This is a genomic window from Mesorhizobium sp. LjRoot246 (genome assembly GCF_964254115.1).
Lineage (GTDB): Bacteria > Pseudomonadota > Alphaproteobacteria > Rhizobiales > Rhizobiaceae > Mesorhizobium.
The window spans coordinates 2,910,523-2,936,096 of record NZ_CAXUSN020000001.1; the positions used below are offsets into that span (position 1 = coordinate 2,910,523).

The window sequence follows — 25,574 nt, forward strand, 5'->3', positions numbered from 1 at the left end:
TAAGAAATTTTCTGAAATTAACTCTGCCTTGTTGTCTATAACCGGGGATATATAGACGAGCGCATTGCAACCTGCGAAATATGGTTTGGGAATTATTAACGTCTGGGCGATCGTTGGGGATCGTGTAGGGGCTTTGGGTGTGGGTGTAGCAGTCAGTCCGACGGCGGGCCAGTTCCGTCCGGGAATAGCTGTGTCTGGCGACCGGGGGGCAATCTCCCGGCCGGTCCTTTCCCTTTTCAAAGCTTTTGTCACGAAACGATTGCTCGCCGGCCTGGCCGCGTTTTGCGGACAGCCGAACGCTTTGCGCTGCAATCAAGCTGGGTACACGGCGCGGCTTGACCGCTGACCGGACAACAATGTGGAGGAAACAACAATGGCGGACATAGGCTTGGGCGTACTCCTTGAGTCAACGACCATCGGTTCGGGAACCGGCAACTACGATTCCTTCCTGCGGATACAGGCAACAAATGTCGAGCAGGGCTTCAACACCGATCAGAATGGCAATGTCCTAGACAACAAGGCGTCCTTCACGCACGACCTGCAGTACGGCAACATTCAACCGATCATCGTCGGCGGCGTCAGCTATATCGAATTTCGGCTGGACCTCAACGAAAGCAACAATGCGACAAACGCCGACATCACGCTGACCGGTTTGGATATCTACATCTCCAACGAAGGGGCAATCCTTACCGACTACACTGCGGGCTTTACAACAGGTTTCACTGGCATCTTCCATCTGGGTCCCGACGAGCTGCTGATCGATTCCAATCATGGATCGGGAACGGACGACTATCGGGTGCTCGTTCCGGTCAAGTTATTTACGGATGCAGGCGCTGGCGCCGGATCCTATGTGACGCTGTATTCGAGCTTCTCCGGTTCCAATGGCGGTTTCGAGGAGTGGCGCACCACGACGACGCCCGGCACCGGCACCGATACCCCCGGGATCGGCATCGACAAGGTGACGATCGACGGCGCGGCGATCGGCGACGGCCTGACCGTGCTCGCCGGCGATGCGATCAAATGGCAATACACCGTGACCAACACCGGCAACGTTGCTTTGTCGGGCATCACGGTCAGTGACAGCCAAGGCGTGGTTGTGACGCCGGATCTGAGTGGCGGCTTCAACGTTGGCGACACCAACCACAACGGTCTGCTAGACACCACCGAGACCTGGAGCTTCACTGGCAGCGGCACGGCCATCGCAGGCGACTACGCCAATATCGGCCATGTTTCCGGTTCGGCCGGAGCGGTTACCGTTACCGATGACGACGGCTCCAGCTATTTCGGCGCCAATGCGAAGATCAACATCGACAAGGTGACGGTCGACGGCGCGACATCCGGCGACGGCCTGATCATCCTGGCCGGCGAGGCGATCTCCTGGAAGTACACGGTCACCAATGGCGGCAACGTCGCGCTTTCAGGTATCGACGTGACCGACGACCAGGGCGTGGTCGTCACGGCCGATCTCAGCGGCGGCTTCAATGTCGGCGACATCAACCATGACGGCAAGCTCGACCTCGGCGAGGCGTGGAGCTTCATCGGCACCGGCGTGGCAGGCATCGGCGATTACAGCAATATCGGCACGGCCACAGGGTCGTTCACCGATGACGCCGGCCATACCGCCACCCCCGAGGACACGGACGGCTCCAGCTACTTCGGCGCCAATGCGAAGATCAACATCGACAAGGTGACGGTCGACGGCGCGACATCCGGCGACGGCCTGACCATCCTGGCCAGCGAGGCGATCTCCTGGAAGTACACGGTCACCAATGGCGGCAACGTCGCGCTTTCAGGTATCGACGTGACCGACGACCAGGGCGTGATCGTCACGGCGGATCTCAGCGGCGGCTTCAATGTCGGCGACATCGACCAGGACGGCAAACTCGACACAAACGAGACGTGGACCTTCACCGGCACTGGCGTGGCGGGCATCGGCAACTACAGCAATATCGGCACCGCCACAGGGTCGTTTACCGATACCGCGGGCCATACCGCCACCCCCGAGGACACGGACGGCTCCAGCTACTTCGGCGCCAATCCGCATATCACGCTCGACAAGAAGACCAACGGCGTCGACCACGGCCTCAACATCTTCCAGGGCCAGCCTGTGACCTGGACCTACGATGTCAAGAACGACGGCAATGTCGCGCTCGCCAATGTCGTCGTCAAGGACGACAATGGTACGCTCGGCACCGGTGATGACTTCAATGCCGCGGCGATAACCAGCGGCGGCTTCAACAGCGGCGACGTCAACCACAACAATCTACTCGATACGGACGAGATCTGGCATTTCAAAGCTACGGGCATCGCGCAGCCCGGCAGCTACGTCAACAATGCAACGGCCACCACCGATGCCTACGCTGACACGGCCGGACATTCACTTATCCCGACCGCTACCGACAGCAGCGATTATGAAGGCTTCTCGAACAAGGCGCTGACGCAAGGGTTCTGGGGCAGCCATACGGACGCCTGGGACGGTGTCACTGGCCACGAGAGCAATCCCACCAAGAGCGCCTTTGGCAGCGGCGTCATCTGGGGCCTGGACATCAACCCGCGCCACGACGGCAACCTGCTGCTCGGTGACACCGATGGTGACGGTGTCGCCGACGCCGCCGAACACACCCTGCTGATTTCGAACTCGCTTGCGAAATCCATCGAATCGAGCTCGACCGGTGGCGACGCTCGTATCATCATGCTCCAGCAGGCAATCGCCACCCAGCTCAACATCGACAACCACGTCGCCCAGCCCAACGACCTGATCACCGAGGCGGTAATGTGGCTGAAGGGCGAAGGGGTATGGGCCGGTCTGGTCAATCTCGACACAAACGATGACGACAAGATCGACACCAACGCCGCCGGCACCGCGCTGGCAGGCAGTGCAGTCAAGACGAGTTCGACCGCCTGGACCAAATATGTCGACGTCACCGACGCGAGTTCCGGCATTGCCGACTGGAACGGCGGCAAGGAGGCCGACGGCGAGGGCCTGAAGAATGCGCTGATGTGGTTCAACCAGGATCAATTGGTGACATCCGGGCCGGGCGGCCATGTGGCCTGGTTCGATGGAACCAACATCGTCGACGAGCATCCCAACACGCTCGATCAATTCTGGCTCACGCTGCATGAAGTGGGAGGCCTGACGGGCATCGCCTGAAGCGGGCTTCCGGCCCTCGGGCCGGGTGCCTTGCCGCAGCGTCGCCCGCGTGAACTGGCATGGAAAGGGGCTCCACTATCTTCAACTCGGCGCGGGCCAGGATCAGACCTTTGGGTCTGGTCTTGATCGCCTGCGCCCTTTTTCTTGGGCTCGGTGGTGTGCTGCCGGTGTCGCCGGGCGTCTGGTTGCTCTGCCTGGCGCTGGCGGGATTTGGCGCTCTTCTGCTGTTTCGCGGCGGCAGCCGCGCTGCGGCCGAAACCGGCCCGGGCGCCGCCCCTCGGGTCGCGGCGACGGCGCAGCGAGCTGTCAGGCCCGGCGTTCGCCAGCCGGGTTCGGAGCTCGCGGCGGCGATCAAGTCCTGCCGCTCGGCGTTCATCGCCATCGCGCTGTTCAGCGGCGTGCTCAACGTGCTGATGCTCGCCGGCTCGCTCTACATGCTCGAAGTCTACGATCGCGTGCTGCCGAGCCGCAGTGTGCCGACGCTCATCGGCCTCAGCGTGCTCGTCGCAATCCTTTATGCCGGGCAGGGCGTGCTCGATTTCATCCGCGGCCGCATCCTGGTGCGAATCGGCGGCGCCCTCGACGAGATGCTCGGCGCCCGCGTCTATTCCAGCGTCCTCAAGCTGCCGCTCAAGGTCGGGCGCAACGGCGACAGCATGCAGCCGGTGCGCGATCTCGACAGCGTGCGGACCTTCCTTTCGGGCACCGGCCCGACCGCGTTGTTCGATCTGCCGTGGTTGCCGCTCTATCTGGCCATCATCTTCATGTTCCACGTGCTTCTTGGCCTGACAGCCCTGGTCGGGGCGATCGTGCTGGTGCTTTTGACGGTCTTCGCCGAGCGGCTGACGCGCAAGCCGGTCACTTCCGGCACCCAGACTGGCATCGTCCGCAACGGCCTGACCACGACCGGCAATCGTAACGCGGAAGTCATCGCGGCACTCGGCATGGGTGGCCGGATGGCGAAGCGATGGGAAGACGCCAACCGTGACTATTTGGCCGAGCAGCGCAGCGTCAGTGACATCGCCGGCGGCTTCGGCGCCGTGTCCAAGGTGCTGCGCATGCTGCTGCAATCGGCGATGCTCGGCGTCGGCGCCTGGCTGGTGATCGAGCAGCAGGCGACCGCCGGCATCATCATCACCGCGTCGATCCTGAGCGGCCGCGCGTTGGCGCCCGTCGATCTGGTCATCGCCAACTGGAAAGGTTTCCTGACAGCGCGGCAAGGCTGGCAACGACTGACCAGGATTCTCGCCGCCGTGCCGGCCGACGCCGAGCCGATGGCGATGCCGATGCCGAACCGCCACGTCTTCATGCAGGGCGTCAGCGTCGCGGCGCCCGGCACGCAACGCCTGCTGGTGCAGGACGCCAGTTTTGCGCTGGAGGCGGGACACGCCGTCGGCATTATCGGCCAGAGCGGTTCGGGCAAGTCGACGCTGGTCAGGGCGCTTGTCGGCGCCTGGCCGCTTGCCGCCGGCAGGGTCAGGCTCGATGGCGCCGACCTCGACCAGTGGTCGCCGGAAGACCGCGGCCGCTTCGTCGGTTACCTGCCGCAGGATGTCGAGCTGTTTGCCGGCTCGATTGCCGAAAACATCGCGCGTTTCGAGCCCGACGCCGATCCGGCATTGGTGATTGCCGCCGCCAAGGCCGCCGGCGCGCATGATCTCATCGTCAGCTTCCGTGACGGCTACGAGACACAGATCGGCGAACTCGGCGAAGCCGTCTCGGCCGGTCAGCGCCAACGCATCGCGCTGGCCCGCGCGCTTTATCGCGATCCTTTCCTGGTGGTGCTCGACGAACCGAACTCCAACCTCGATGCCGAAGGCGAGCAGGCGCTGTTCCAGGCGATCGTCTCGGTGCGGCAGCGTGGCGGCATCGTCGTGCTCGTGGCGCACCGGCCAAGCGCGCTCGTCACGGTCGACTTCATCCTTGCCATGAACCAGGGCCGCGTCCAGGCGTTCGGCCTCAAGGAAGACGTCCTCAACAAGCTGTTTCCGCGGCCGCAGCCGGCAGTGACCGCCGTGCCGCACCTTAGGCTCGCCACCGAAGAGCCGCCGGCGCCGCCTGTCGCGGCGGCGGGTGAGTGAGGATCCACGATGCTCGGTCCCTCACACCAATCCATTCGACGCTATATGCGTTTCGGCCTCATTGCGGTCGCTCTGCTGGTCGGCGGCGTTGGCGGCTGGGCCTCGCTGACCCGGATTTCGGGAGCGGTCATCGCGTCCGGGGTTCTCGTGGTCGATTCCCACGTCAAGGACGTGCAGCACTCGACTGGCGGCGTCGTCGGCGAGATCGCGGCGCGTGACGGCGACCGGGTCAAGCGCGGTGCGCTGCTTGTGCGGCTCGACCCGACCATGCCGGCGGCCAATCTCGCCGTCGTCACCAAGGCGCTCGACCAATTGTCGGCACGCGAGGCACGGCTCGAAGCCGAACGCCAGGGCACCGACGCCATTGCCTTTCCGCAGGACCTTCTCGCTCGCCGTGGCGATCCGGCGATCGCCGAGATCATCGCTGGCGAAGAACAGGTTTTCGATACGCGACGGGCGGCTCGTTCCGGTCAGAAGAGCCAACTGCAGGAGCGCATCCTCCAGCTGCAGAAGGAGATTGGCGGCGACACGGCCCAGGCGGACGCCAAGTCGCAGGAAATCAAGCTTGTCGAGGAGGAACTGGCCAGCATACGCGCACTGTGGAAAAAGCGGCTGATTTCGATCGACCGGCTGACCGCGATGGAGCGCGAGTCAGCGCGGCTCGACGGCGAGCGCGGCCAGCTGACGGCGGCCCTGGCGCAGGCCCAAGGCAAGATCGCCGAGATCAATCTGCAGATCATCCAGATCGACCTCGAGCTCAGCACCGACGTCAACAAGGATCTGCGTGAGATCGACGGCAAGGTCGGCGAACTGACGGAGCGCAAGATCGCCGCCGAGGACCAGCTCAAGCGTATCGACATCCGTGCACCGCAGGACGGCGTCGTGCAGCAGTCCATCGCCCACACCATCGGCGGCGTCATCACCCCTGGCCAGACGATCATGCAGATCGTGCCCGACAGCGACAGCCTGACGGTCGAGGCCAAGATCGCGCCGAGCGACATCGACCAGCTCTGGGTCGGCCAGGCGGCGGCATTGCGCTTCTCGGCCTTCAACCAGCGCACCACGCCGCAAATCAACGGCACGGTCGAGCGCACCTCGCCCGACACGACGACCGACCAGCGCACCGGCATCAGCTACTACACCGTTCGCATCGCCACGACGAGCGCGGAGGTGGCGCGCCTCGGCGAGGTCAAGCTGGTTCCGGGCATGCCGGTCGAATCCTTCATCAAGACCGCCGACCGGACCGTGATCTCCTACCTCGTCAAGCCGCTGCAGGACCAGATCAGCCGCGCCTTCAGGGAATGAGGGGACGATTGTCGGCGTCGATTTAAAGATCCGCCTCGGCGAAGATGCGCGACGCCCAGTCGAGGAAGACGCGCAGGCGCGGCGAGAGCTGACGGTTCTGCGGGTAGAGCGCCGACAGCGGCGTGGGTGAGGGCGGGTAGTCGGCCAGCACCTCGACGAGCGTCCCATCGGCGAGATCCTTCTCGAAGCGATAGCGCGGCGCCTGGATGAGGCCCAACCCAAGCCGCGCCAGGTCGGCGGCGGTATCCGAATTGTTGGCGGCGACACGGCCCGGCAGCCGAACCTCGCGGGTCTTGCCGTCGACCGTGAATTCGAACGGAAGCGTCTCGCCGGTGCGCGACGAGACGAAGCCGACCGCCTGGTGACCATCGAGCGCATCGGGGGAGGCGGGTGTGCCGTGGCGTTCGAGATAGGCGGGACTGGCGCAGGTGATCTCGCGGATGACAGCCAGGCGGCGCATGATCATGCCGCTGTCGGGTGGCTCGCCGACGCGGATGACGCAGTCGACGCCTTCGCGCACGAGATCGACCAGCCGGTCGCTCTGGCCGATCTGCAGGTCGATCTTGACATAGCGGGCGAGGAACTCCGGCAGGCGTGGCAACAGAAAGGTACGGGTGAGCAGCGTGCTGGCGTCGATGCGCAGCAGGCCGAAGGGCTCGGCATTGCGGAAGGCGGCCTCGGCATCCTCGATTTCGGCCAGGATCGACAGGCAGCGCCGGTAGTAGGCTTCGCCGTCCTGCGTGGCGTTCACCTGCCGCGTCGTCCGTTCCAGCAGGCGTGCGCCAAGATGTTCTTCGAGCCGCCGGATCGCTTCCGTCGCGGTTGAACGCGGCAGGCCGAGGTCGGCCGCGGCGGCGGTGAAGCTGCGTCGCTCCAGGACGCGAACAAAGAGCCGCATTGTGTCCAGACGATCCATGGCTTTTGTTCGCAGTTTCCGAATAGTGATGTCAATAGGCGGCTGATTATCCGGAAGACGGGCCGATCTATATCCGTGTCGCCGACCAAGCGGAGACACTTCCATGACATCCAATCAAACCAGAACCGCGATCGTGACCGGCGCCTCCAAGGGCATCGGTGCCGCGATCGCACGGCGGCTCGCCCGCGACGGCGTCGCCGTTATCGTCAACTATGCACGGGGCCGCGCGGAGGCCGAGGCTCTTGTGCGCAACATCGAAGCCGATGGCGGCAAGGCGATCGCCGTGCAGGCCGATATCGCGGATCCGGCCGGCATCGCCTTACTGTTCGACGTCGGCGAGAAGGCGTTCGGCGGCATCGACATCCTCGTCAACAATGCCGGCATCATGAAGACGTCGCCGCTCGCGCAGACCGACGACGCTTCCTTTGACACGCAAATCGCGCTCAATCTCGGCGGCGTGTTCCGCGGCATGCGCGAAGGTGCGCGCCGGCTTCGCGACGGCGGCCGCATCGTCAGTTTTTCCAGCAGCGTCGTCGGCCTCTACCAGCCGGGCTACGGCGTCTACGCCGCCACCAAGGCGGGCGTCGAGGCGATGACCCGCATCCTGGCCAAGGAGCTCGGCGCGCGCCGCATCACCGTCAACGCGGTGGCGCCTGGACCCGTCGAGACCGCGCTGTTCACGGACGGCAAGAGCGAAGCCCAGATCGAGGCCATCGGCAAGATGATCCCGCTCGGCCGGCTCGGCCAGCCCGACGACATTGCCGGCGTGGTCTCGTTCCTGGCCGGGCCGGACGGCGGCTGGGTCAACGGACAAATCATCCGCGCCAATGGCGGCGTGGTCTGAGGCGGCTGACATGCCGGCTTGGCTCTACCTGACAGCCTGAATCCCCACCCTCGAAAAACCAAGGAAACCACCATGCCATTCGCCAACATCAAGATGCCGCAGGCCGCTCTCTCCAGGGCGCAGAAGGAAGACCTCATCCATCGAACGACCGCCATGTTCGTCGACTTCTTCGGCGAGGGCGTGCGCCCCTACACGATGGTGCTGGTCGAGGAAGTCGCCGATGGCGGCTATGGCCGGGCCGACGAAGTGTTCGTGGTGCCGGACGCCTATCGCGCCAAGGAGTAGCGCCGGGCCGGTTCGGGGAGAGCCACGTCCTTCGGACCCTTCCCGCCCTCCGGGGCGAGAAACCCAGGTCTTGCAACGCCGCGCGGACCCCCACCCCGCTGCTTCGCAGCGACCCTCCCCACAAGGGGGAGGGTGAGGAAGCGCCCTGCCAGCCCGCAGGACAGCACTCTCTCAGCGAATTTGCAGAACTCTCAGCACACTATCGTTATGGAGATGCGAAAAAGCTGGGCTCCCTACCTCCCCCTTGTGGGGAGGTCGGACCGAAGGTCCGGGTGGGGGTGCTGGCACAAACCTGCAGGACCAGGATTCAATCTGCCTTGGGCATCCCAACCCAGTCGGCCGCCACTTCCGCAAACAGCCAGTCGCTGAAGCTGCCAATCTCCCCCCTCGTGGGGGAGATGCCCGGCAGGGCAGAGGGGGGCGCCGTAGAGCGCTAACCTCCACTACAGAGCAGATTGCCACCGTTTCTTCAGCCGACCAGCGTGAGAGCGCAGCGCGATTTATCCAGACAGGTCGGCGGGACTGCGCCCCCCTCTGGCCTGCCGGCCATCTCCCCCACACGGGGGGAGATTGGCAGCGTCAGCGTCGCGCCTTTTTTTCACCCGCCCTTCCGCTTCTCCACCTCAGCCTTCCTCAGCAAGAACCGCTGGATCTTGCCGCTCGGCGTCTTCGGCAGTTCGCTGACGAATTCGACCTCGCGCGGATAGGCGTGGGCCGAGAGGCGCTTGCGGACATGCTGGGCCAGTTCTTCGGCAAGTTCCGGGGTGCCTTGAAAGGCCGGCGCCAGGATGACGAAGGCCTTGACGATTTCGGTGCGCTGCGGATCGGGCACGCCGACCACCGCCGCCTCATTGACCGCCGGATGCTCGATCAGCGCGCTTTCGACGTCGAACGGGCCGATGCGGTAGCCGGCGGAGGTGATGACGTCGTCGGCGCGACCTATGAAGGAGATCGAACCATCGGGCTCGGACTCGACCGTGTCGCCGGTGCGGTAGTAGCCGCCCGCTATGGCCGGCGTTTCCGCCTGGTGATAGCCGCCGAACCAGCGCAGTGGCGATCTGGCGATGTCGACCGCGAGGATGCCGGGCTGGTTGGGGCCAAGCTCGTTGCCGGCCTCGTCGAGCACGACGATGCGGTAGCCCGGCATGGCAAAGCCGGCCGAGCCGTGGCGCACGGGGTGCGACAGGCCGTGATGATTGTTGACCATCATGCCGTTCTCGGTCTGGCCGTAATGGTCATGGATGGGGGCGGCGAGATGGGCGTCGAACCAGCGGATCACTTCCGGGTTCAGCGGCTCGCCGGCGCTGCTCACCACGCGCAGGCGGCCCTTGACGTGGGCCGCCGCCTCCGCGCCTTCGGCCAGCAGCAGGCGGAAGGCGGTGGGCGAACCGGCAAGGCTGGTGACGCCGAGGCGCTCGATGATGTCGTAGGTGCTCCTGGCGGTGAATGCGCCCTCGTTGAAGGTCGTGGCGATGCCGAGCAACAGGGGGCCTGTGATGGCGTAATAGAGGCCGTAGGCCCAGCCGGGATCGGCAATGTTCCAGAAGACGTCGTCGGGCCTGAGCCCGATGGCATCGCGCATATAGGCGCCGAAGGCCAGCAGCGCGCTGAGCGGCACCGGCACACCCTTGGGAAAACCTGTCGTGCCCGAGGTCGACATCATCATGAACAAATCATCGCCCTTGCGCATCACCGGCGCGCAGTCGGGCGAGGCGGCGGCGAAGGCGGCGCGAAAATCGATGTCGCCGGCCGGCAAGGCTTCGCCTGGGGCAAGGATGGTCGCAACCCGAGGGCAGTCCTCCACCTCGTCGAGCTTTTCGCGATTGGCCATGTTGGTGACGACGAGCTTCGCGCCGCTGGTCTTCAGCCGGTGGTCGATGGCCTTGGGGCCGAAGGCGGTGAACAGCGGTTGGTAGACCGCGCCGATGCGCCAGGTGCCGAGGATGAGCGCCACCAGTTCGGGAATGCGCGGCAGCATGCCGGCGACGACATCGCCGGGGCCGACGCCGGCGTGTTTGAGGACATTGCCAACGCGCGCGGACATATCCTTGAGATCGTCGAAGCTGAATTCCCGCAGTTCGCCGCCGGCGGAGATGGCGCGCAGCGCCAGTCGGTTCTGGCCGGCGTGGCGGTCGCAGCATTCGACGCAGGCATTGATGCCTGTGGCGGGATCGCCGTGAAGTTTTGCGATCTCGTTCTCGATGCGAAAATGCGCAACGGCATCGATGTAGCGCGGCAGCGGCGCCGGTGTGTTGGTCATGGCAGTCCTCCCGTGGCGGCGCCGCATCTCCCATGCGGCGCTGTCGGTTCATAGATGCCTGAAATTGCGGCTCTGGTCGATGCGGCGAAAGTTGGGTGGGTAGGTTGGCGCTTGAACACCCCCCTCGGTCCTGCCGGACATCTCCCCCGCAAGGGGGGAGATCGGCAGCTTCAAACATGGCGCTCGTTCTACAACGTTGACGGTTGGCGAAAGCGATGGCGATATCCAATCTCCCCCCTTGCGGCCCCTTGCGGGGGAGATGTCCGGCAGGACAGAGGGGGGTGAAGGATCGCGGCGCTGACAATCTGCGGCAAAGCACGTGGTTGACCCGGTTTGTCATCCAGCGGATAGGTCCGCCCCAAATATAGCCGCTCGAGAAATCCCATGCCTTCAGACACCAGCCTCCACGCCGCACCCGCTACCCCCGACACCGCCTGGCAGGAGGACATCCGCGCCGGCGTGCGCCATGTGCGCGATCTCGCCTCCCTGCCGCTGTCGCCGGCCGAGCGCGCAGCCGCCCAAGCCGCGGCCGCGAACCACAAGGTGCGCGCGCCCAAGGCCTATCTCGACCTGATCGACTGGAACGATCCGGCCGATCCGATCCGGGCGCAGGTCATCCCGTCTCCGCAAGAACTTGAGGAAGCGGAGGGCGAACTCGACGATCCGATCGCCGACCATGAATTCAGCCCGGTGTCGCGATTGACGCATCGCCATGGCGACCGGGTGCTGTTGTTTCCGACCTATCAATGCGCGGTCTATTGCCGGTTCTGCTTCCGCAAGGAATCGCTAACCTCGATCGGTAGGGGTTATACGCGCGAGGCGCTGGAGCCGGCGCTCGCCTACATCGCCGATCACCCCGAAATCCGCGAGGTGATCCTGACCGGCGGCGATCCGCTGTCGCTGCCGGACGCAGCACTTGCCGAAATCTTCGCGCGCATCGAGGCGATCCCGCATGTACGGCTGCTGCGCATCCACACGCGTGTGCCAGTGGCGCTGCCGTCGCGCATCACATCAGGGCTGGTCGCGGCCTTGCAGGGCCGGCTGATGGTCACGATCGTCACCCATTTCAACCACGCGCGGGAGATCACGCCCGCGACCGAGATAGCCTGCCGCACGCTGCGCCAAGCCGGCTTCGTGCTGCTCAACCAGAGCGTTCTGCTCAAGGGCGTCAACGACAGCGTCGAGGTGCTGGAGGAGCTGTGCCGCGAGCTGATGTACCGCCTTGGCGTCAAACCCTATTATCTGCACCACGGCGACCTGGCGCGCGGCATGGCGCACCGCCGCACCACGATTGCGCAGGGACAGGCGCTGACTGAGGCGCTGCGGGCGCGGCTGTCCGGTATCTGCAACCCGGTCTATGTGCTCGACCTGCCGGAAGGCGGCGGCAAGGTGCCGATCGGGCCGTGTTATGTCGAGGCGCGGGAGGGCGAGAACTGGCGCCTGCGCGGGCTCGATGGCGAGGTGAGAGCGTATGCGGAGATAGTGGGGGCGTAGGCCCACGCCGAAGCGCATCCCGGATCTTGTCAATTCCGGCGCGGTTATTTCTGTGATTTTCCGAAGACCGGCGCCGAAGACCGGTGATTGCCGTGCAAGCTCGCTGTTGTCGCGCCTCGGCATAAATGCATATGTTGAGCGGTTCGCGGATTCAGGATCGTGGCGGATGACGGCTGGGGGCAGCAATCAAGAAATGGTGTCGCGGAGCCCGCTTGCGGCCACCGGGATCCAGCGTTGCGTGCTCGACACGGGGGGCCTGGTGCCCAGGGAAGCGGTGGCGCTCTGGCAAGAAAGCATCGGCCTTCTCTATGATGTGCGCCTGCGCAACGCCGGCGACGACCGGTTTCAGTTCCACGCGGATGCGTTCCATTTCGGCGAGATCGTTCTCACCTCGTACAAATGCATCGCGCAGAGTTTCGATCGCTCGCGCGCCCGCATCGGACGCGACGGTCTCGACCATATCACGCTCCAGGTCTGCCTGCGCGGAAGCCATGGACGGCGTGACGGCGGATGCGACGAAAAGGCTTCGTCGGGCGATCTGATCGTGGCCGACCTGGCGCAGGCCCAGTCGACCGGGACCTCCGATTTCGACAGCCTCAATCTTACCGTACCACGCCGTCTGCTGGCGCCGCTTTTGCGGGCGCCCGACGAGCACAATATGCGCGTCATCGCGGGCAGTGCCCCTTTGACCGCGCTGTTGCGCGGCCATCTCATCGGCCTCTACGAGGCAGCGCCCGCCATCAGCCGCCAGGACGCGGAGGCCGTGATCAGGCCGACCCTGGAACTCGCCGCCGCCGCCATCAATTCGGCCGTGGGGGAAGAAAGCGCTGGCTCCGTACAGATGGCGCTGACCAGCGAAATCCGCCGCCATATCGACAGGCATATCTTCGGCCACGATCTCAGCGCCGGTGCAATTGCCGCCATCTTCGGCATCTCCTTACGCAAGCTTTATTATCTCTTCGAGCCCCATGGCGGGCTTTGCAGATACATCCAGGAGGAAAGGCTGCGCCGCTGCCGCGCCGAACTTGTCGATCCAGGCCGTCGGCACGAAAGCATCGCCGGGATCGCCGATCGCTACGGCTTCGGCCACCGAAAGAGTTTTGTCCGCGCCTTCCGGCGCTCCTTCGACATGACGCCGCGCGAGATGCGAGCGCTTGCCGCGGAGGGGCGCGGGCTGCTGGTCGGGCGTGGCGGGAACCACACCATGTGGCACTGGATCCGCGAGCTGCGATAGGGCGGCAGCATCCGCCGGAGCGCAGATAAATCAACGTGAAACCGTGTCTGGTCAGCGGGCTTGTGAAGTGCCGTCCGGCGCTTTCGCGCGCGGCTGCCGATGTCGATCTTGCACGTGCGGCCACATTCCTTGCACCTGCCGCCACATTTGCGCGGCAGGTCCGCATAAATCTTGAAATGTTGTCCCTGGCGGGTGCATCGGCATCAGCGGGGGCGCAGCGGCCAGGCCTCCGTGACATCAGGATAGCTGGCCCTCTGGAGGCAAGAATGCGTGCGGCGAAGGCAATATTTCTCGGCATCTCGATATTCTGCGTCATTCTCCCGACACAGGTCCTCGCGGCCTACAAATGCTGGAACCCGGCGATCTGCAAGGCGGTTTGCGGCAGCGAAATATGCGGCAAGATAAGCGCGCACAACGCCGACATGAAGGCGCTGGATCTGACCAAAAAAGGCGCCTCCGGGCAGCTCGCCGCTTCCAGCAGCGGATCTTCATCCGGGACCAATTCCAAGAAGACCTACACCTGCTCGAACCCGGCGATCTGCATCGCGGTCTGCGGCAAGAAGACCTGCCCGTAGGCGAATTCTTGCTGTGGCAATCCAGCCGGAGGCCGGGAACTGGCGGTTGCGCGGGCTGGATGCGAGGTGAGGGGGTAACGAGAGGTGGTTGGCGAGTGGGGCGCTACCGCGCCTCGACAAACGCCAGCACGACGACACGCGGGGCGGCGCAGTAGGCGAGGCTGGCCCTGCGGCCCGTCTTCGTCGTCGCGTGGCCTGCGTTCAGGTCGACGGCGATGTCCTCATAGCCCAGTACCTCGCGATCAAGCGGATAGACGGCCTTGTAGACGGCTTCCTTGGCGGCAAAGAGGATGCGGCCGGCAAGATGCCGGTCGGCTGCGTCCGTCCGGTCCGCCGGAATTGTCACGAGTGCTAAAATATCGCCTGGAAGAGGCTGCGCGGGCTCTACGTCGATGCCCAGTGCGCTGATATGGCCGACGGGCGCAACCGCCGCCACGGCCATGTCGTCGTCGTGAGCGAGCGAGCCAATGATCCCGTCGGGCCAGACCGGCGCGCCTGACGGCGCGCGCAGGATGCCGACGTTGTCGACGCCAAGCTCGGCCAGCAATCGGTGCGCGATCCACCGCGCCGCGCCACTGGCGCGCCGCATGGCAGGCTGACGCGCAGGGATGGAATGCGCTTCATTGGGCAGCAGATGGGCGTCATCGCCGTCGCGTATGACCCGGCATCCGGTGCGGACACCCACTGGCGCAATGGCGGCCATCGCTTCGGCCAAGGCGGTTTCCTCGCGCAGGCTTGCGGGTGGCCGCGTCACGGCTCATGCGACCGTGCCGGCAAAGCGAGATCGGCGATCATTTCTCCGTCCTCGTCGAGCCCTTCTTCGACGAAACCGGCGCTGCGATAGAGGTTTCGCGCCGCATCATTCTCCGGTTCGTAGCAGATCGAAACGTGCCTGACGTGGCCGAGACCTTTGATCTCGTCCAACACCTCACGCAGCGCGGCCTTGCCGTAGCCTTTGCCCTGAGAGGCGCGGTCGACCATGAAACGGTAGATGCGCGCCTCGTCGTCGCGCTGCGGCGCCTCGTACATCAGGAAACCGACGACGCGATCGCCGGCCATCACGACGCGCGGCCGCGCATCCACGTCAGTTTCGGCTTCGTCGAGGGACTCCGCATTGCTGGCGACGAAATCCATCTGGTCCGGCGCCAGCTCCAGGGCCGTGACCAGGGTCCGGTTGGCCTCAGTCACGGAAACGAGACGGATGCCCGCGGTCTTCAAGCCGATGCCATTCTTCAAGCCGAAGTCCGGGAGCCATCATCGGTGACCGGCTCGACGAAGCGATGCAGCTTGGCCGGGTTGCCCCGCCAGATCGAGTTGGGCTCCAGCTCTTCGCCCTTCATCACGAAGGAGTCGACATCGACCACCGATCCTTCGCCCATCACGACGCCGTAATGGACGAATGCGGAAGGCCCGAGCGTGCAGCCCTTGCCGATGCGGATGAAGTCGGACTTGAAGGCGCCTTCTTCCAGCGAATGGGCCTGGATGACGCAGCCTTCGTTGAGGGTGGCGTCGTCGCCGATCTCCACCAGCGAGCGTTCGGTCAAATTGCTGCCGCCGTCATAGACCCTCTTGCCGACCTTGACGCCCAGCAGGCGCAGGATCATCGGCCGGAACGGCGTGCCGGCGAACAGACGCACGATCGGCGAATCCGCCAGCTTCCAATGGCGTTCGTGGCGCCAGAAGGCGACGTCGTAGATCGTCGTCATCTGCGGCTTCAGCCTGCCGAAACCAAGGCTTGCCCGTTCCACGAAGATGTAGAACGGAATGGTGATCGCCGAGGTCAGGAGCACGGCGACGAACAGCGCGACCTCCGCCCATTCGGTGTAGTAGTTCAGCGCCCGGTCCCAGATCGCCAGCGTGGCGAACAGCATGACCCATTGCGTTGCCACGAACAGAAGGATCGTCACCAGATTGTGGCGGTTCTTCAACGGGATACGCTGGCGCCGGTCCGCCTCGTCGATGCCGGCGATAAGCTCCTTGTCGCGGTTCACCATGCGCGGGATTTCAAAGGCAGGCGAACCCAGGAGCCCGACATTCTCGCGCAACGGCCCGTCGATGGGGATCATCACCTTGGTGCCGAGCAGGACATTGTCGCCCGTGCGTCCATCCGGCGGATAGTAGATGTTGTTGCCGAGATAGTTGCGCTCGCCGATGCGCGTCGGCTCGAGCCGGAAGGCGGAGGCGGATTTGTGCATGTTGATCATGAACAGCCCGTCCGACACCATGGTCTCGGTGCCGATCTCGCACAGAAGCGGGTTTTCGTGCTGCTGATTGCTGCCGAAATTGGAACCGGTCTGCACCACTCTGTTGAGGTTCCAGCCGATGGCGCTGATATAGTGCACGATGGCCGAGCTGTCGCCGAACAGGAGACCGAGCACGCGGGAATTGCTCGAGAATTCGGCGACGGTCTGCAGCCAGTAGCGGAAGCCGTAAAGCGTGTAGGTGCGGCCTGGCTTCAGGATCAGGTTCGTCAGGCGCGGCACCAGCGTGGCCGCCAGGAAGGCCGTGGCGATGTAGCCGAACAGCGTGACCGTGGTGCCGATCGCGACAACGCCGATCGTCTCCTGATAGTCGTCGCCGACGTTCTCCCAATAGCTGTGGAACAGCAGCGGCAAGGGGGTGACGATGGCAAACAGCCCGATCAACTGGATCGCCTCGAACAGGAAGCGCCGGATGTTGGAAGGATCGACATTGCGCACTTTGCAATAGTCCGCGGTGGTCGGCACGGCCGGCGACCCATGCCAACGTTCGCCATCGGGGATGCTTTGCCCGCGATGCAGCGAGGACGAATGGCCGAGCTGGGCGCCGTCGCCGATCCTGGTGTCGATGTCGAGCGTGGAACCGACGCCGACGAAGGCGTCGCGGCCGATGGTCAGCGGTCCGGTGTGGATATAGCCGGACTGCGCCCGGAAGCCGAGGATCATCGATTCCTTGCGCAGGATGGTGTTGGCGCCGATCGAGATCAGATCCGTGCAGACGGGCACGGATTTGGATTCGATGACGGCGTTCTTGCCGAGCTTGGTGCCCAGAAGCTGCAGGTAGATGCTGTAAAGCGGGCTGCCGCGGAACAGCACGACGGGCGCGGTGCGGATCAATGTTTTGACCATCCAGAAGCGGAAGTAGCGTAGGCCCCAGATGGGAAACGCTTCCGCCTTCCAGCGGCCGACGAGCACCCATTTGGCGATGACGGCAAAGCCCGACATGCCGAAGAATACCGCGGCCGAAAGCGCCACGCAGCGCAGATACAGCTGCAGCGGATCGTCGAGCGCGTCATACATCCAGTTGAGGCCGTCATTGACCGCCCACAAGGCGAGATAGCTGTAGAGGCCGTAGAACAGAAGCTGTGCAGCGCCGCAGGTCCAGTAGGCGAAATTCGATGCCCGGCGGGTGAGGACAGGCTCATTGGTGGCCGTCGTCATCTCTTCCGCCACGCCGAGATGCTGCGCCAGCCGCGCCACGGTCGGGTGGAGATAGATGTCGCGCATCGACGCCGTCGCCCATTGCTTCCTGGTGCGCAGGCGGGCGCAAAAATGCGCCATGAGCAGCGAGTTGGCGCCGAGATCGTCGAAGAAATTGTCCTCGACGGACACTTCGTCGAATTTCAGCACGGTCGCCAGTGCATCGGCCAGGAAACGCTCGTCGTCATTGGCGGGCGCGACCATGGCGCGATCGACTGAGAGCCGCACGCTTGTCGGTTTCGGCAGCTGGCGCAAATCCACCTTGTTGGAGACCGTCATCGGGATGGCCGGCAGCTCCTCCAGATAGGAGGGCACCATGTAATCGGGCAGGCGACGCTTCATCGTCTTGGCGAGTTCCGCACGCGAGATCGCCGGCAGGCCGGCCTTGGGCGCGTAATAGGCGACGAGTTCGACGCGGCCGGGCTCGATTTCCCAGGTGGTGACTGCGGCCTGCGCGATCTCGGGCTGGTCGAGCAGCACCGCCTCGATCTCGCCGAGCTCGATGCGGTAGCCGCGGATCTTCACCTGGGTGTCGATGCGCCCGGCATATTCGATCTCGCCACGGTCGTTGATCCGGCCAAGGTCGCCCGTCCGGTAGATGCGCCCAGACGGGTTGTTCGGCAGGCCGACGAAATCGGCGATGAATTTCTGTTCGGTCAGGTCCGGCCTGTTGAGATAGCCGACCGCGAGGCCGATGCCGGCAATGCCGATCTCGCCCAGTTCGCCCGGCTCGGCGAGCTGCGGCAGAGAAGCGTCGAGAATGACGATCGAGTAGGTCGGCAGCGGCGCGCCGATGGTGACGGGACTGTCCGGCGTCAGCGTACCCATGGTCGCGGTGACGGTCGCCTCGGTCGGGCCATAGGTGTTGAGGATCCGCCGCCCCGGTTTCGACCAGCGCACCACCAGATTGTGCGGGCAGGCCTCGCCGCCCACCAGAAGCGTGCGCAGGCTGGGCACATCAGATGTCATCGACGACAGCAGCGTCGGACTGCAGGCCATGCAGGTGATGTCGTGGAGCCGCAGGAAATCGGCGAGTTCCTCGCCCACCAGCGGCATCTGGCCCGGCGCCGGCACCACCGTCGCGCCGGCGACGAACGGCACCCAGATCTCTTCGGAGGAAAAGTCGAAGGCGATCGTCATGCCCTGGTAGACACGGTCGCCCGGCCGGTAGCCGTAGGAGGCGGCGGCGACGCGGATGAAGTTGACAAAACTCTGGTGCTTGATGACGACGCCCTTGGGCCGGCCTGTCGTGCCCGAGGTGTAGAGGATGTAGCAGGTGTCGTCCGAAGTCTTCGCATGCGGCTTCAGCGGCGCGTCGGATTGTGCTGAGATTTCGGCGTCGGCGCTGTCGATCCGCAGATGCGGAACCGGCAGTTGATCGGCGCGCGACGCGTAGGCGGCGATGGTGACGATCAGGCTGACGCCGGCGTCTTCGATGATGAGCGCCATCCGCTCCTCGGGAAACGCGGTGGCGAGCGGCACGAAGGCCGCGCCCGCCTTCATCACCGCCAGAAGCGCAACATAGGTCTCCGCCGAGCGGTCGAGAATGAGCCCGACCCGGTCGCCTGGCCGCACGCCGCGCTTGACCAGCAGGCGGGCGAACTGGTTGGCCCGCCTGTCCAACTCCCGATACGTCCAGACACGCCCGTCGGAGATCACCGCCGGCAGCGCTGCAAACATCCGCGCGAGCTGTTCGAAGACCGTATCGAGCCGCTCGCCGGGCAGGCCTTGCCGGGCAAAGTCGGCGCCGGTCAGGATTTGCCCGCGCGTGACTGTTGCCGGGGCCGTTTTTACCAGCGCATCGACGCTTGCCAGGCTGCTTTCCGGCCCCGATCGTTCCGCGTCCAGTTCGGCGATGTCGACACCGTGATCCATTTCCATACTTTCTCGTCCAGGCCGGGCATTGCCCGGCACGGCCATTTTTCCGATTGCTGCGGGATGCTTATGCCATCCGATCTTTTCGCCAGTTTTTCCGAACTGTTGAATATTGTTTCTGAACTGTGTCTCGGCGCTCTTTTTGACCCTCCGCTTGTCGGCTCTTGCGGGGGCGCTCGGCGGCAGCGCCGGGGCGTGCGCCCACGCGTTTTTCTGGAACCAGCCTTGAGCCCCTGCATTCTATAAGCAGGAGCTCAAGGAGCGTGTCGTGAAAGCGGTGTTGGGACTGGTCTGCGGCTTCGTGCTGACCCTTGCGGTCTTCGCCAGCGGACTGGGCTTCGCCGCCTGGCTGCTTGCCGCCAAGTCGCCGCGCCAGGCAGCGGCCACCGTCAGCGTGGCGGAGCTGTGGACCAAAAAAGCGCGCCCGGTGAACAAAGCAGGGCAGGGGCTTGAGCGTCTGCCGGCCGGGCAGACCGCGCCGCCCGATATTGCCGCCAAACCGCGCGAGACGCCCGATCCCGTCGTGACCGGCGCCATCGCGCCCGACCTGTCGCCTTCGCATCTTGCCTGGTGCGCCAGCCGTTATCGCTCCTACCATCCGGACGACAACAGCTATCTCTCCTATAGCGGGCAGCTGCGCCCCTGCATCTCGCCCCATCCCGAAGCCGCCGATCAGCCTACCCAGCCTGCTGCTGGCGATGGCGACGAAAACGGCGCTGGCCTGGGTGTCTATGCCGCCGACGACAGCGGCGCCGAGCTTTCCGCCGACCATGTCGACTATTGCTTCAGCCGCTACCGCTCCTACCGCCCGGAAGACAACTCCTACCAGCCATACTCCGGCGGTCCGAGGCGGCAATGCCAGTAGAGCCCGCGCGCCGAAGCCATGGCGATCCGATCACGCGGATTTTTTGGAGCGTTCGCATTGGCGCGGCGTTCATCCCAAAGGAGGACTAACCATGAGCCACGACCGGAACGACAGAATTCGTGAGCGCGCCTACCAGATCTGGGAACGGGAAGGCCGCATGCAAGGCGACCCCGAGCGGCACTGGTACCAGGCCGAGGCCGAGATCGACCGCGAGTCAGCCCTGCCGCTGACGGCGGATGATGCCGTGCCGGAAACCGGCGAGATCGCCAGTTCCGACGTGCTGGAGGTCGAGGCGCTGGCGGTGCGCACCGGCATATCGGGCGACGAGGCGCAGGAACTGATCGACCGCCTGGGCAACGACCGCGCTTTGGTCGAGCAAGCCGCGCGCAGCCTCAAGAGGCGGCGAAACCCAGATGAGGGACAAGCGAAATGATCCGGAAACTGAAAGGTGGAAAATACCGGCTTTATTCGCGCAAATCTTTTTCGCCATGGCCAAAGCCTTGGCCCTGGTCGTGAGCACGGTCCGCCAATGCGGCTTCTCGAAAACGCTCAGGTTGCGACGGGCTGGTCGGTCATCTCTTACGCAGGGCGCGAAAGCCCGCGTCTTCCCCTGGGCACGAAAGCCCGCGCCTCTGGCGGAGGACGCGGGCCGATCGGACGGCCGATCTTCGGCAGGCGATGGAGGGCACCACCCGCCGCACATATCAACAATTAGTTCTAGCTAATGTTCCGTCGAGCTGGATCTGGGTGCTACTTTCGTTCGGATGTCGGCCTCCAGTCGCGATCGCGCCGCTGGCCTTCGTAGTCGGGAGTGCATGTGTCCGGCGGGCAGCTTCGTGCGGTTGGGTTTTCATGTCGATAGGAATTTTTTCTTGACTCGGTGACGGCAGCTATGCTACATATTTCCCTATGGTGCTGATTTGCGCCAGTGACCCGCCGCATAGGCGGGTTTTTGCGTTTTGGCCGGCGCTTTTGCCCATGAGAGGGAAGTGCAGTATTTCAAGCGGCATTGAGGGGGTCTCGAGGCCTGGGGCGCCGGCCATCATCGATCAGGGCCTGGCCGTCCGTGCACTCTGCCAAAGCCAGATTGCGAGCGAGCCGGATCGTCCCCGGATTTGTGTTTCCACGGGTCCTTTCAGGGTACCGGATTTGAACAACGCGCAGTCGCGGCCGGCGACATCGAGCATTTTGTCACTCACCGCGACTTCGGCATTCTGGTCGGCCGCGATCTCCATCAAGCGACTGGCAACGTTGACCGTGTCGCCTATGGCCGCGATGTGCTGACGGGCTTCGCCGCCGAGACGGGAGGCGACGATTGTTCCGTGGTGGGCTCCAATCTTGAAGCCCAGCCGGGATGCGGTCGATGCAGGCAACGAGGCGAGCCAATCGTTGGTGCGGCTGGAGAGCCCCACACAACAGCGGGCGGCATTGAAGGCGTCATTTGCCGCTGGTTCCGGCAGACCGAACAGGATCATGGCCCCGTCACCCATGAAACTCGTGACGACGCCACCGCAGCTCGTCACTTCTTCGCCGACCAACGCATGAAAACCGTTCAGGAGTTCGCGTGTGGCGACCGGTCCCAGTGTCTCACTCAGTCCCGTGAAGCCGGACAGGTCGATGAACAGGATGGCGGCGTCTCCCCTGACGGGGTCCGAGAGAAAGTCGCCATGCTTGGCCAGCCACTCCCCCATGCCTGGGGCTTCAACGCGTTGAAGCAATTGGCTCTGCGTAGCGAAAAATTGAGCCCGGCTCCTGCCCAGCCAAAGCTGCGCGGCTCCGAACAAGATGGCCGGCGGAACGGCGGCGGTCATCGGCAGCGCGGCGCTCAGCCAGATGTGGTGCCAGAAAGCGGCCATGTTGACCACGAACCAGATCAGGATCACGCCGGCGATCGCCGCGAGGCCGCCGGCGTTTCGCCGCCATGCCAACAGCCCGACAAGAACCATTGGCAGCACCACGGCAAAGCCGGCATCCGCAAGCCGAACAGACTGGTCTCGCACAATTGCGTCGCCGGCCATCAGATGGGCAATCGCCGTCGATATGACTTCGACGCCCGGCAGTATGGGATCGAACGGTGTCGGGAAAACATCGCCGGTGCCGGTCGCCGTCGCTCCGATCACGACAATTCGATCCCGGATGGTGCCGGGATCGAGTTGGCCGTCCAGCACCGTCGCGGCGCTGATCGTGCGGATCGTGCCGCGGGGACCATAGAATGTCAGCGGCAGGATGTGACCAATGTCCGTCCGAATAGAGCGTCCGCCCAGCGATAGACGATCGGGTGCGATTTCTGGATCCTCTCCCGCTGCCACGGCGGCAACCCGCAAGGGGAAAGACGCTTCCAGCCGATCTCCGGCCCGAAACAGCAACGGCACGAAGCGGGGCGTTCCCGTCTTGTCGGTGACCACGTTCACGACGCCGACAGCGGCGGCATCCGAGAACGCTTTCAGGGGCCACAGGAACCGTTCGGCATTCGGTACGCGGGCGATGGGTCCTTCGCCCACCGTCCATTGTTCACCTCCGGGGTAGACCGCCGCGGCAGCGATGACGCTTGCACCCCCGCTCAGCGACCGCGCGAGCGCCTCATCGTTGTCTTTTGCCCCGGGATCGACCAGCAGCAGGTCGAGCGCAACGGTTTTCGGTCCAAGGCGCGCTATCGTATCGACAAGTCGGGCAAGCGTGGCGCGGCTGAGGGGATATGTACCCTCGCGCCGCACCGTTTCATCGTCTATTGCGACAATGGTCATCAGCTCCGGTGGCTTTGCTGGTCCTCGCACAAGCGTTCGAAGATCGGTCATCGTTGCTTCGACGCGATCGAGAAACCACAAATTGCCGCGCCAGTGCGCGAAGCCCAGGCCGGCGCCCCAGAGACCCGCCAGGATGAGCGCGATCAGCGTCGGAAGCGCTCGCTTGCTCACCGCAAGCTCACTGGCCGAAACGGGCCAGCAATGCGGAAACGCGCTTGGCGGGCCATCGCTTGACGGTCAGTGGTCCTGTTCCGGCCTCGACGTCGACGCCGTCGCCCGGCGCCAGCACCACGCCGGCACTGGACGCCGGCCGGTTTACGGCGACGTGACCTCTGAGGACGAAAACAGACGTCTTGCCCTGGCCGACGTCGACTGCCCATTTGGTACCGCGCGCCGCGGCGATCGCCTGCGGGGTGACAACCGCGAAGCCAGCCGGGACCGAGCCGGCCGGAGCATCGAGCAGCAGCGCCTTGCGCCGCAACCTGACCGCATCGACCTTGCCGTTTCGATCGCGGTCCACCAGCGTGAAACGAGAGCCGCCTTCGACAATGATGGTAAGGCCTTGCCGACATCTCAGAATCTGTCGAGCCGTGCCGGCCACCGGCGCGAACGTACAGCCTGCGCCCTGCGCCAGGGCGGCATCCACCCAGAACACACCGGCAAACAGGCCAGCCATCATCAGGCTGCGGAAAAATCGGTCCCTTGCGCTCATCGACATTCCCTTGCTCCTGCGAAGTCTGCGGCCAGGAAAATCTTGCGCCGCCAGCCTGGCAGCGTGCGTGCGAACCGGCATTTGCCGCCGTGTTGCGCTGGGGCAGCAGGGTGCCGACCGGCGATCCTAGCACGACAACCCGCTCCGACGCCAAGCAAGGCCGCGATGCAAATGTCGACGACTATCAGGCGCAGGCGTTTTACATGACACGGTCGAGGTGCTGGAGGGGTCGGGGCTCTGCCCTGCGATGGCAGCTTTACGGAATCATCAACTGAGCCTATGATACCTGATACTGACCGGAGAGTGGGGCTTCGGCAAGGCTATCCCGAGTTCTAGGCTCATCTTACGACCACTTCAGAATACCCCGCCGGCTTAGGACGAGCGCTTAATGAATCTGATTGCGCGACGCGATCCTGGCCGACAATCTCTCCGAACGCCGCTAGAAGTTGATGCGCAACTTCTAGAGCTACTCAATACCAAAGGCGCAGACCCTGACTTTTGGTCCTCGAAAGAGCGGGACCGAAGCGATAGCGTCCATTGCATCTTCCAGTATCCTGCTATGATGGTCCCGATTGTCCAGCGCCGACTGCTGGGCGCAGTTCTAGAGGCGCGTCCTGACATCCAGTCGGTCTATGATCCGTTCCTCGGATCTGGCACATCGCTCGTAAGTGGTATGCACTTTGGTCTGAATACATACGGCAACGACATCAATCCTCTTGCCGTCCTTATCAGTCGAGTGCGAACAGCGCGATCAGTGGAGTTCACCATTGGGGCGATCGGCGATGTTGTCGCGAAGAAGGCTGAGGCTGATCGTCGTGAGACCATCGAGACATCGATGCCTAACCGCGAAAAATGGTTTCAGGCTGATGTTTCCATTGACTTGTCCAGATTGCGGCGGGCGATCCGCAAGTGTGAGAGCCTCTGGGTGAGGCGCTTCCTATGGGTTACTCTGGCCGAAACCATCAGATTGACGAGTAACGATCGGACGTCCACATACAAGCTTCACGCCCGACCGGCAGCTGAGACCGCAAAGCGGAAGCTTTCGCCGATAACTGTTTTCCGCGACCTGGCGCGAGAAAATGCTGCGAGCTTCTCGACGTTCCGACGGAGGCTTACTGAGGCGAAGCAGATCAAATCGAGCAAGTATGTCGCCGAGACTGACGTGCGCATTGGAGACACACGGAAAGCTCTCGATTACTGGGGCGATGCAGCTCCTTTCGACCTACTCATGACGTCACCGCCTTATGGCGACAATCTTACAACTGTCACCTATGGACAGCATTCCTATCTCCCGCTGCACTGGATCGACTTCAAGGATATTGATCCCGCAGCGGATAGTGCGGCCCTTCGAACTACCCAGGAGATCGACCGTCGCAGCCTTGGAGGCGTTTCAAGTGACAGCGTTTGGACCGAAGACGCGCTGCTTGAGGCCTCGCCTCGGTTGAAACGCTTCGCCGATGGACTGCCAGCCAAGCCTGAGGACGGGCGGAGTCGACTACTCCGCTTTTACCGAGATTTCGGAGCGAGCCTCGACAGCATCACTGGCGTGATGAAGTCTAACAGCTACATGATCTGGACGGTCGGCAACCGGAACATTGCCGGCCAGCAAGTCCCTACCGACTTGGTGCTCAGCGACTTGGTCGAGGGGCTAAACTGTAAGGTGGTCACCACGCTGACTCGGCGCATCCATCACAAGCGAATGCCGGATCGGAACGCTAGCTCGGCGACGATGAGAGAAGAGAAAATCCTTCTAGTCCGGAAGTGCGAGGCGTAGC

Annotated in this window: 18 protein-coding genes; 11 read left to right on the top strand and 7 right to left on the bottom strand. The window is 64.0% G+C overall.

What is annotated here, in order from left to right; translation table 11 throughout:
* Positions 1-373 precede the first annotated feature (373 nt).
* From ACSQ3L_RS14095 to ACSQ3L_RS14105, 3 genes are all read left to right on the top strand, one after another.
* Positions 374-3,151 carry a DUF7507 domain-containing protein gene (locus ACSQ3L_RS14095; RefSeq protein WP_436160500.1) on the top strand — a complete coding sequence of 926 codons (2,778 nt, stop codon included), beginning with the start codon at positions 374-376 and terminating at the stop codon, positions 3,149-3,151.
* 350 nt (positions 3,152-3,501) lie between these two features.
* The gene (locus tag ACSQ3L_RS14100) at positions 3,502-5,232 is read left to right on the top strand and encodes a type I secretion system permease/ATPase (protein ID WP_436163438.1); all 1,731 of its coding nucleotides are present in this window, start codon (positions 3,502-3,504) and stop codon (positions 5,230-5,232) included.
* Between the two features lie 9 nt (positions 5,233-5,241).
* Positions 5,242-6,537, top strand: a complete 1,296-nt coding sequence (locus ACSQ3L_RS14105) for an HlyD family type I secretion periplasmic adaptor subunit (RefSeq protein WP_436160501.1) — start codon at positions 5,242-5,244, stop codon at positions 6,535-6,537.
* 22 nt (positions 6,538-6,559) lie between these two features.
* On the opposite strand, the gene ACSQ3L_RS14110 is transcribed toward ACSQ3L_RS14105, so the two are convergent.
* On the bottom strand, positions 6,560-7,453 hold the full coding sequence (locus ACSQ3L_RS14110; protein WP_436160502.1) for a LysR family transcriptional regulator: 894 nt from the start codon (positions 7,451-7,453) through the stop codon (positions 6,560-6,562).
* Between the two features lie 103 nt (positions 7,454-7,556).
* Between ACSQ3L_RS14110 and ACSQ3L_RS14115 the strand changes: the two genes are divergently transcribed.
* Together ACSQ3L_RS14115 and ACSQ3L_RS14120 are read left to right on the top strand one after the other, a co-directional pair.
* Positions 7,557-8,297 carry an SDR family oxidoreductase gene (locus ACSQ3L_RS14115; RefSeq protein WP_436160503.1) on the top strand — a complete coding sequence of 247 codons (741 nt, stop codon included), beginning with the start codon at positions 7,557-7,559 and terminating at the stop codon, positions 8,295-8,297.
* Between the two features lie 72 nt (positions 8,298-8,369).
* A complete protein-coding gene (locus ACSQ3L_RS14120) occupies positions 8,370-8,582 on the top strand; it encodes a tautomerase family protein (RefSeq protein ID WP_436160504.1) in 213 nt (70 codons plus the stop codon).
* Between the two features lie 598 nt (positions 8,583-9,180).
* Here the strand turns inward: ACSQ3L_RS14120 and ACSQ3L_RS14125 are convergent.
* The gene (locus ACSQ3L_RS14125; protein WP_436160505.1) at positions 9,181-10,842 is read right to left on the bottom strand and encodes an acyl-CoA synthetase; all 1,662 of its coding nucleotides are present in this window, start codon (positions 10,840-10,842) and stop codon (positions 9,181-9,183) included.
* A 384-nt stretch (positions 10,843-11,226) separates the two neighbouring features.
* Here ACSQ3L_RS14125 and ACSQ3L_RS14130 point away from each other — a divergent pair, with 384 nt between their 5' ends.
* From ACSQ3L_RS14130 to ACSQ3L_RS14140, 3 genes are all read left to right on the top strand, one after another.
* Complete coding sequence (locus ACSQ3L_RS14130; RefSeq protein WP_436160506.1) at positions 11,227-12,336, top strand: KamA family radical SAM protein; 1,110 nt, start codon at positions 11,227-11,229, stop codon at positions 12,334-12,336.
* Between the two features lie 238 nt (positions 12,337-12,574).
* A complete protein-coding gene (locus ACSQ3L_RS14135; protein WP_436160507.1) occupies positions 12,575-13,570 on the top strand; it encodes a helix-turn-helix domain-containing protein in 996 nt (331 codons plus the stop codon).
* Positions 13,571-13,836: 266 nt separating this feature from the next.
* Positions 13,837-14,145, top strand: a complete 309-nt coding sequence (locus ACSQ3L_RS14140) for a hypothetical protein (protein WP_436160508.1) — start codon at positions 13,837-13,839, stop codon at positions 14,143-14,145.
* A gap of 103 nt (positions 14,146-14,248) precedes the next feature.
* Here the strand turns inward: ACSQ3L_RS14140 and ACSQ3L_RS14145 are convergent, their stop codons facing one another.
* From ACSQ3L_RS14145 to ACSQ3L_RS14155, 3 genes are read right to left on the bottom strand one after another with little or no spacing between them, the layout of a single operon-like run.
* Entirely contained in the window at positions 14,249-14,848 is a 600-nt protein-coding gene (locus ACSQ3L_RS14145; RefSeq protein WP_436163439.1) for a 4'-phosphopantetheinyl transferase family protein, read from the bottom strand.
* Positions 14,849-14,895: 47 nt separating this feature from the next.
* Positions 14,896-15,381 carry a GNAT family N-acetyltransferase gene (locus tag ACSQ3L_RS14150; protein WP_436160509.1) on the bottom strand — a complete coding sequence of 162 codons (486 nt, stop codon included), beginning with the start codon at positions 15,379-15,381 and terminating at the stop codon, positions 14,896-14,898.
* Positions 15,378-19,484 carry a Pls/PosA family non-ribosomal peptide synthetase gene (locus ACSQ3L_RS14155; RefSeq protein ID WP_436160510.1) on the bottom strand — a complete coding sequence of 1,369 codons (4,107 nt, stop codon included), beginning with the start codon at positions 19,482-19,484 and terminating at the stop codon, positions 15,378-15,380. Before ACSQ3L_RS14155 ends, ACSQ3L_RS14150 begins: the two co-directional genes overlap by 4 nt.
* A 262-nt stretch (positions 19,485-19,746) precedes the next feature.
* On the opposite strand from ACSQ3L_RS14155, the gene ACSQ3L_RS14160 reads away from it, so the two are divergent.
* Positions 19,747-20,343: a BA14K family protein gene (locus ACSQ3L_RS14160; protein WP_436160511.1), complete on the top strand. Its 597-nt coding sequence runs from the start codon at positions 19,747-19,749 to the stop codon at positions 20,341-20,343.
* A gap of 91 nt (positions 20,344-20,434) precedes the next feature.
* The gene (locus tag ACSQ3L_RS14165) at positions 20,435-20,776 is read left to right on the top strand and encodes a DUF2934 domain-containing protein (RefSeq protein ID WP_436160512.1); all 342 of its coding nucleotides are present in this window, start codon (positions 20,435-20,437) and stop codon (positions 20,774-20,776) included.
* A gap of 616 nt (positions 20,777-21,392) precedes the next feature.
* Here the strand turns inward: ACSQ3L_RS14165 and ACSQ3L_RS14170 are convergent.
* Together ACSQ3L_RS14170 and ACSQ3L_RS14175 are read right to left on the bottom strand one after the other, a co-directional pair.
* Positions 21,393-23,258, bottom strand: coding sequence for a CHASE2 domain-containing protein (locus tag ACSQ3L_RS14170; RefSeq protein ID WP_436160513.1), 1,866 nt, complete (start codon positions 23,256-23,258; stop codon positions 21,393-21,395).
* A gap of 7 nt (positions 23,259-23,265) precedes the next feature.
* Positions 23,266-23,799 (bottom strand): FecR domain-containing protein, encoded by a 534-nt coding sequence (locus ACSQ3L_RS14175; RefSeq protein ID WP_436160514.1) that lies wholly within the window; start codon positions 23,797-23,799, stop codon positions 23,266-23,268.
* 388 nt (positions 23,800-24,187) lie between these two features.
* Between ACSQ3L_RS14175 and ACSQ3L_RS14180 the strand changes: the two genes are divergently transcribed.
* Positions 24,188-25,573, top strand: coding sequence for a hypothetical protein (locus ACSQ3L_RS14180; protein ID WP_436160515.1), 1,386 nt, complete (start codon positions 24,188-24,190; stop codon positions 25,571-25,573).
* The last annotated feature ends 1 nt before the right edge of the window (position 25,574 follow it).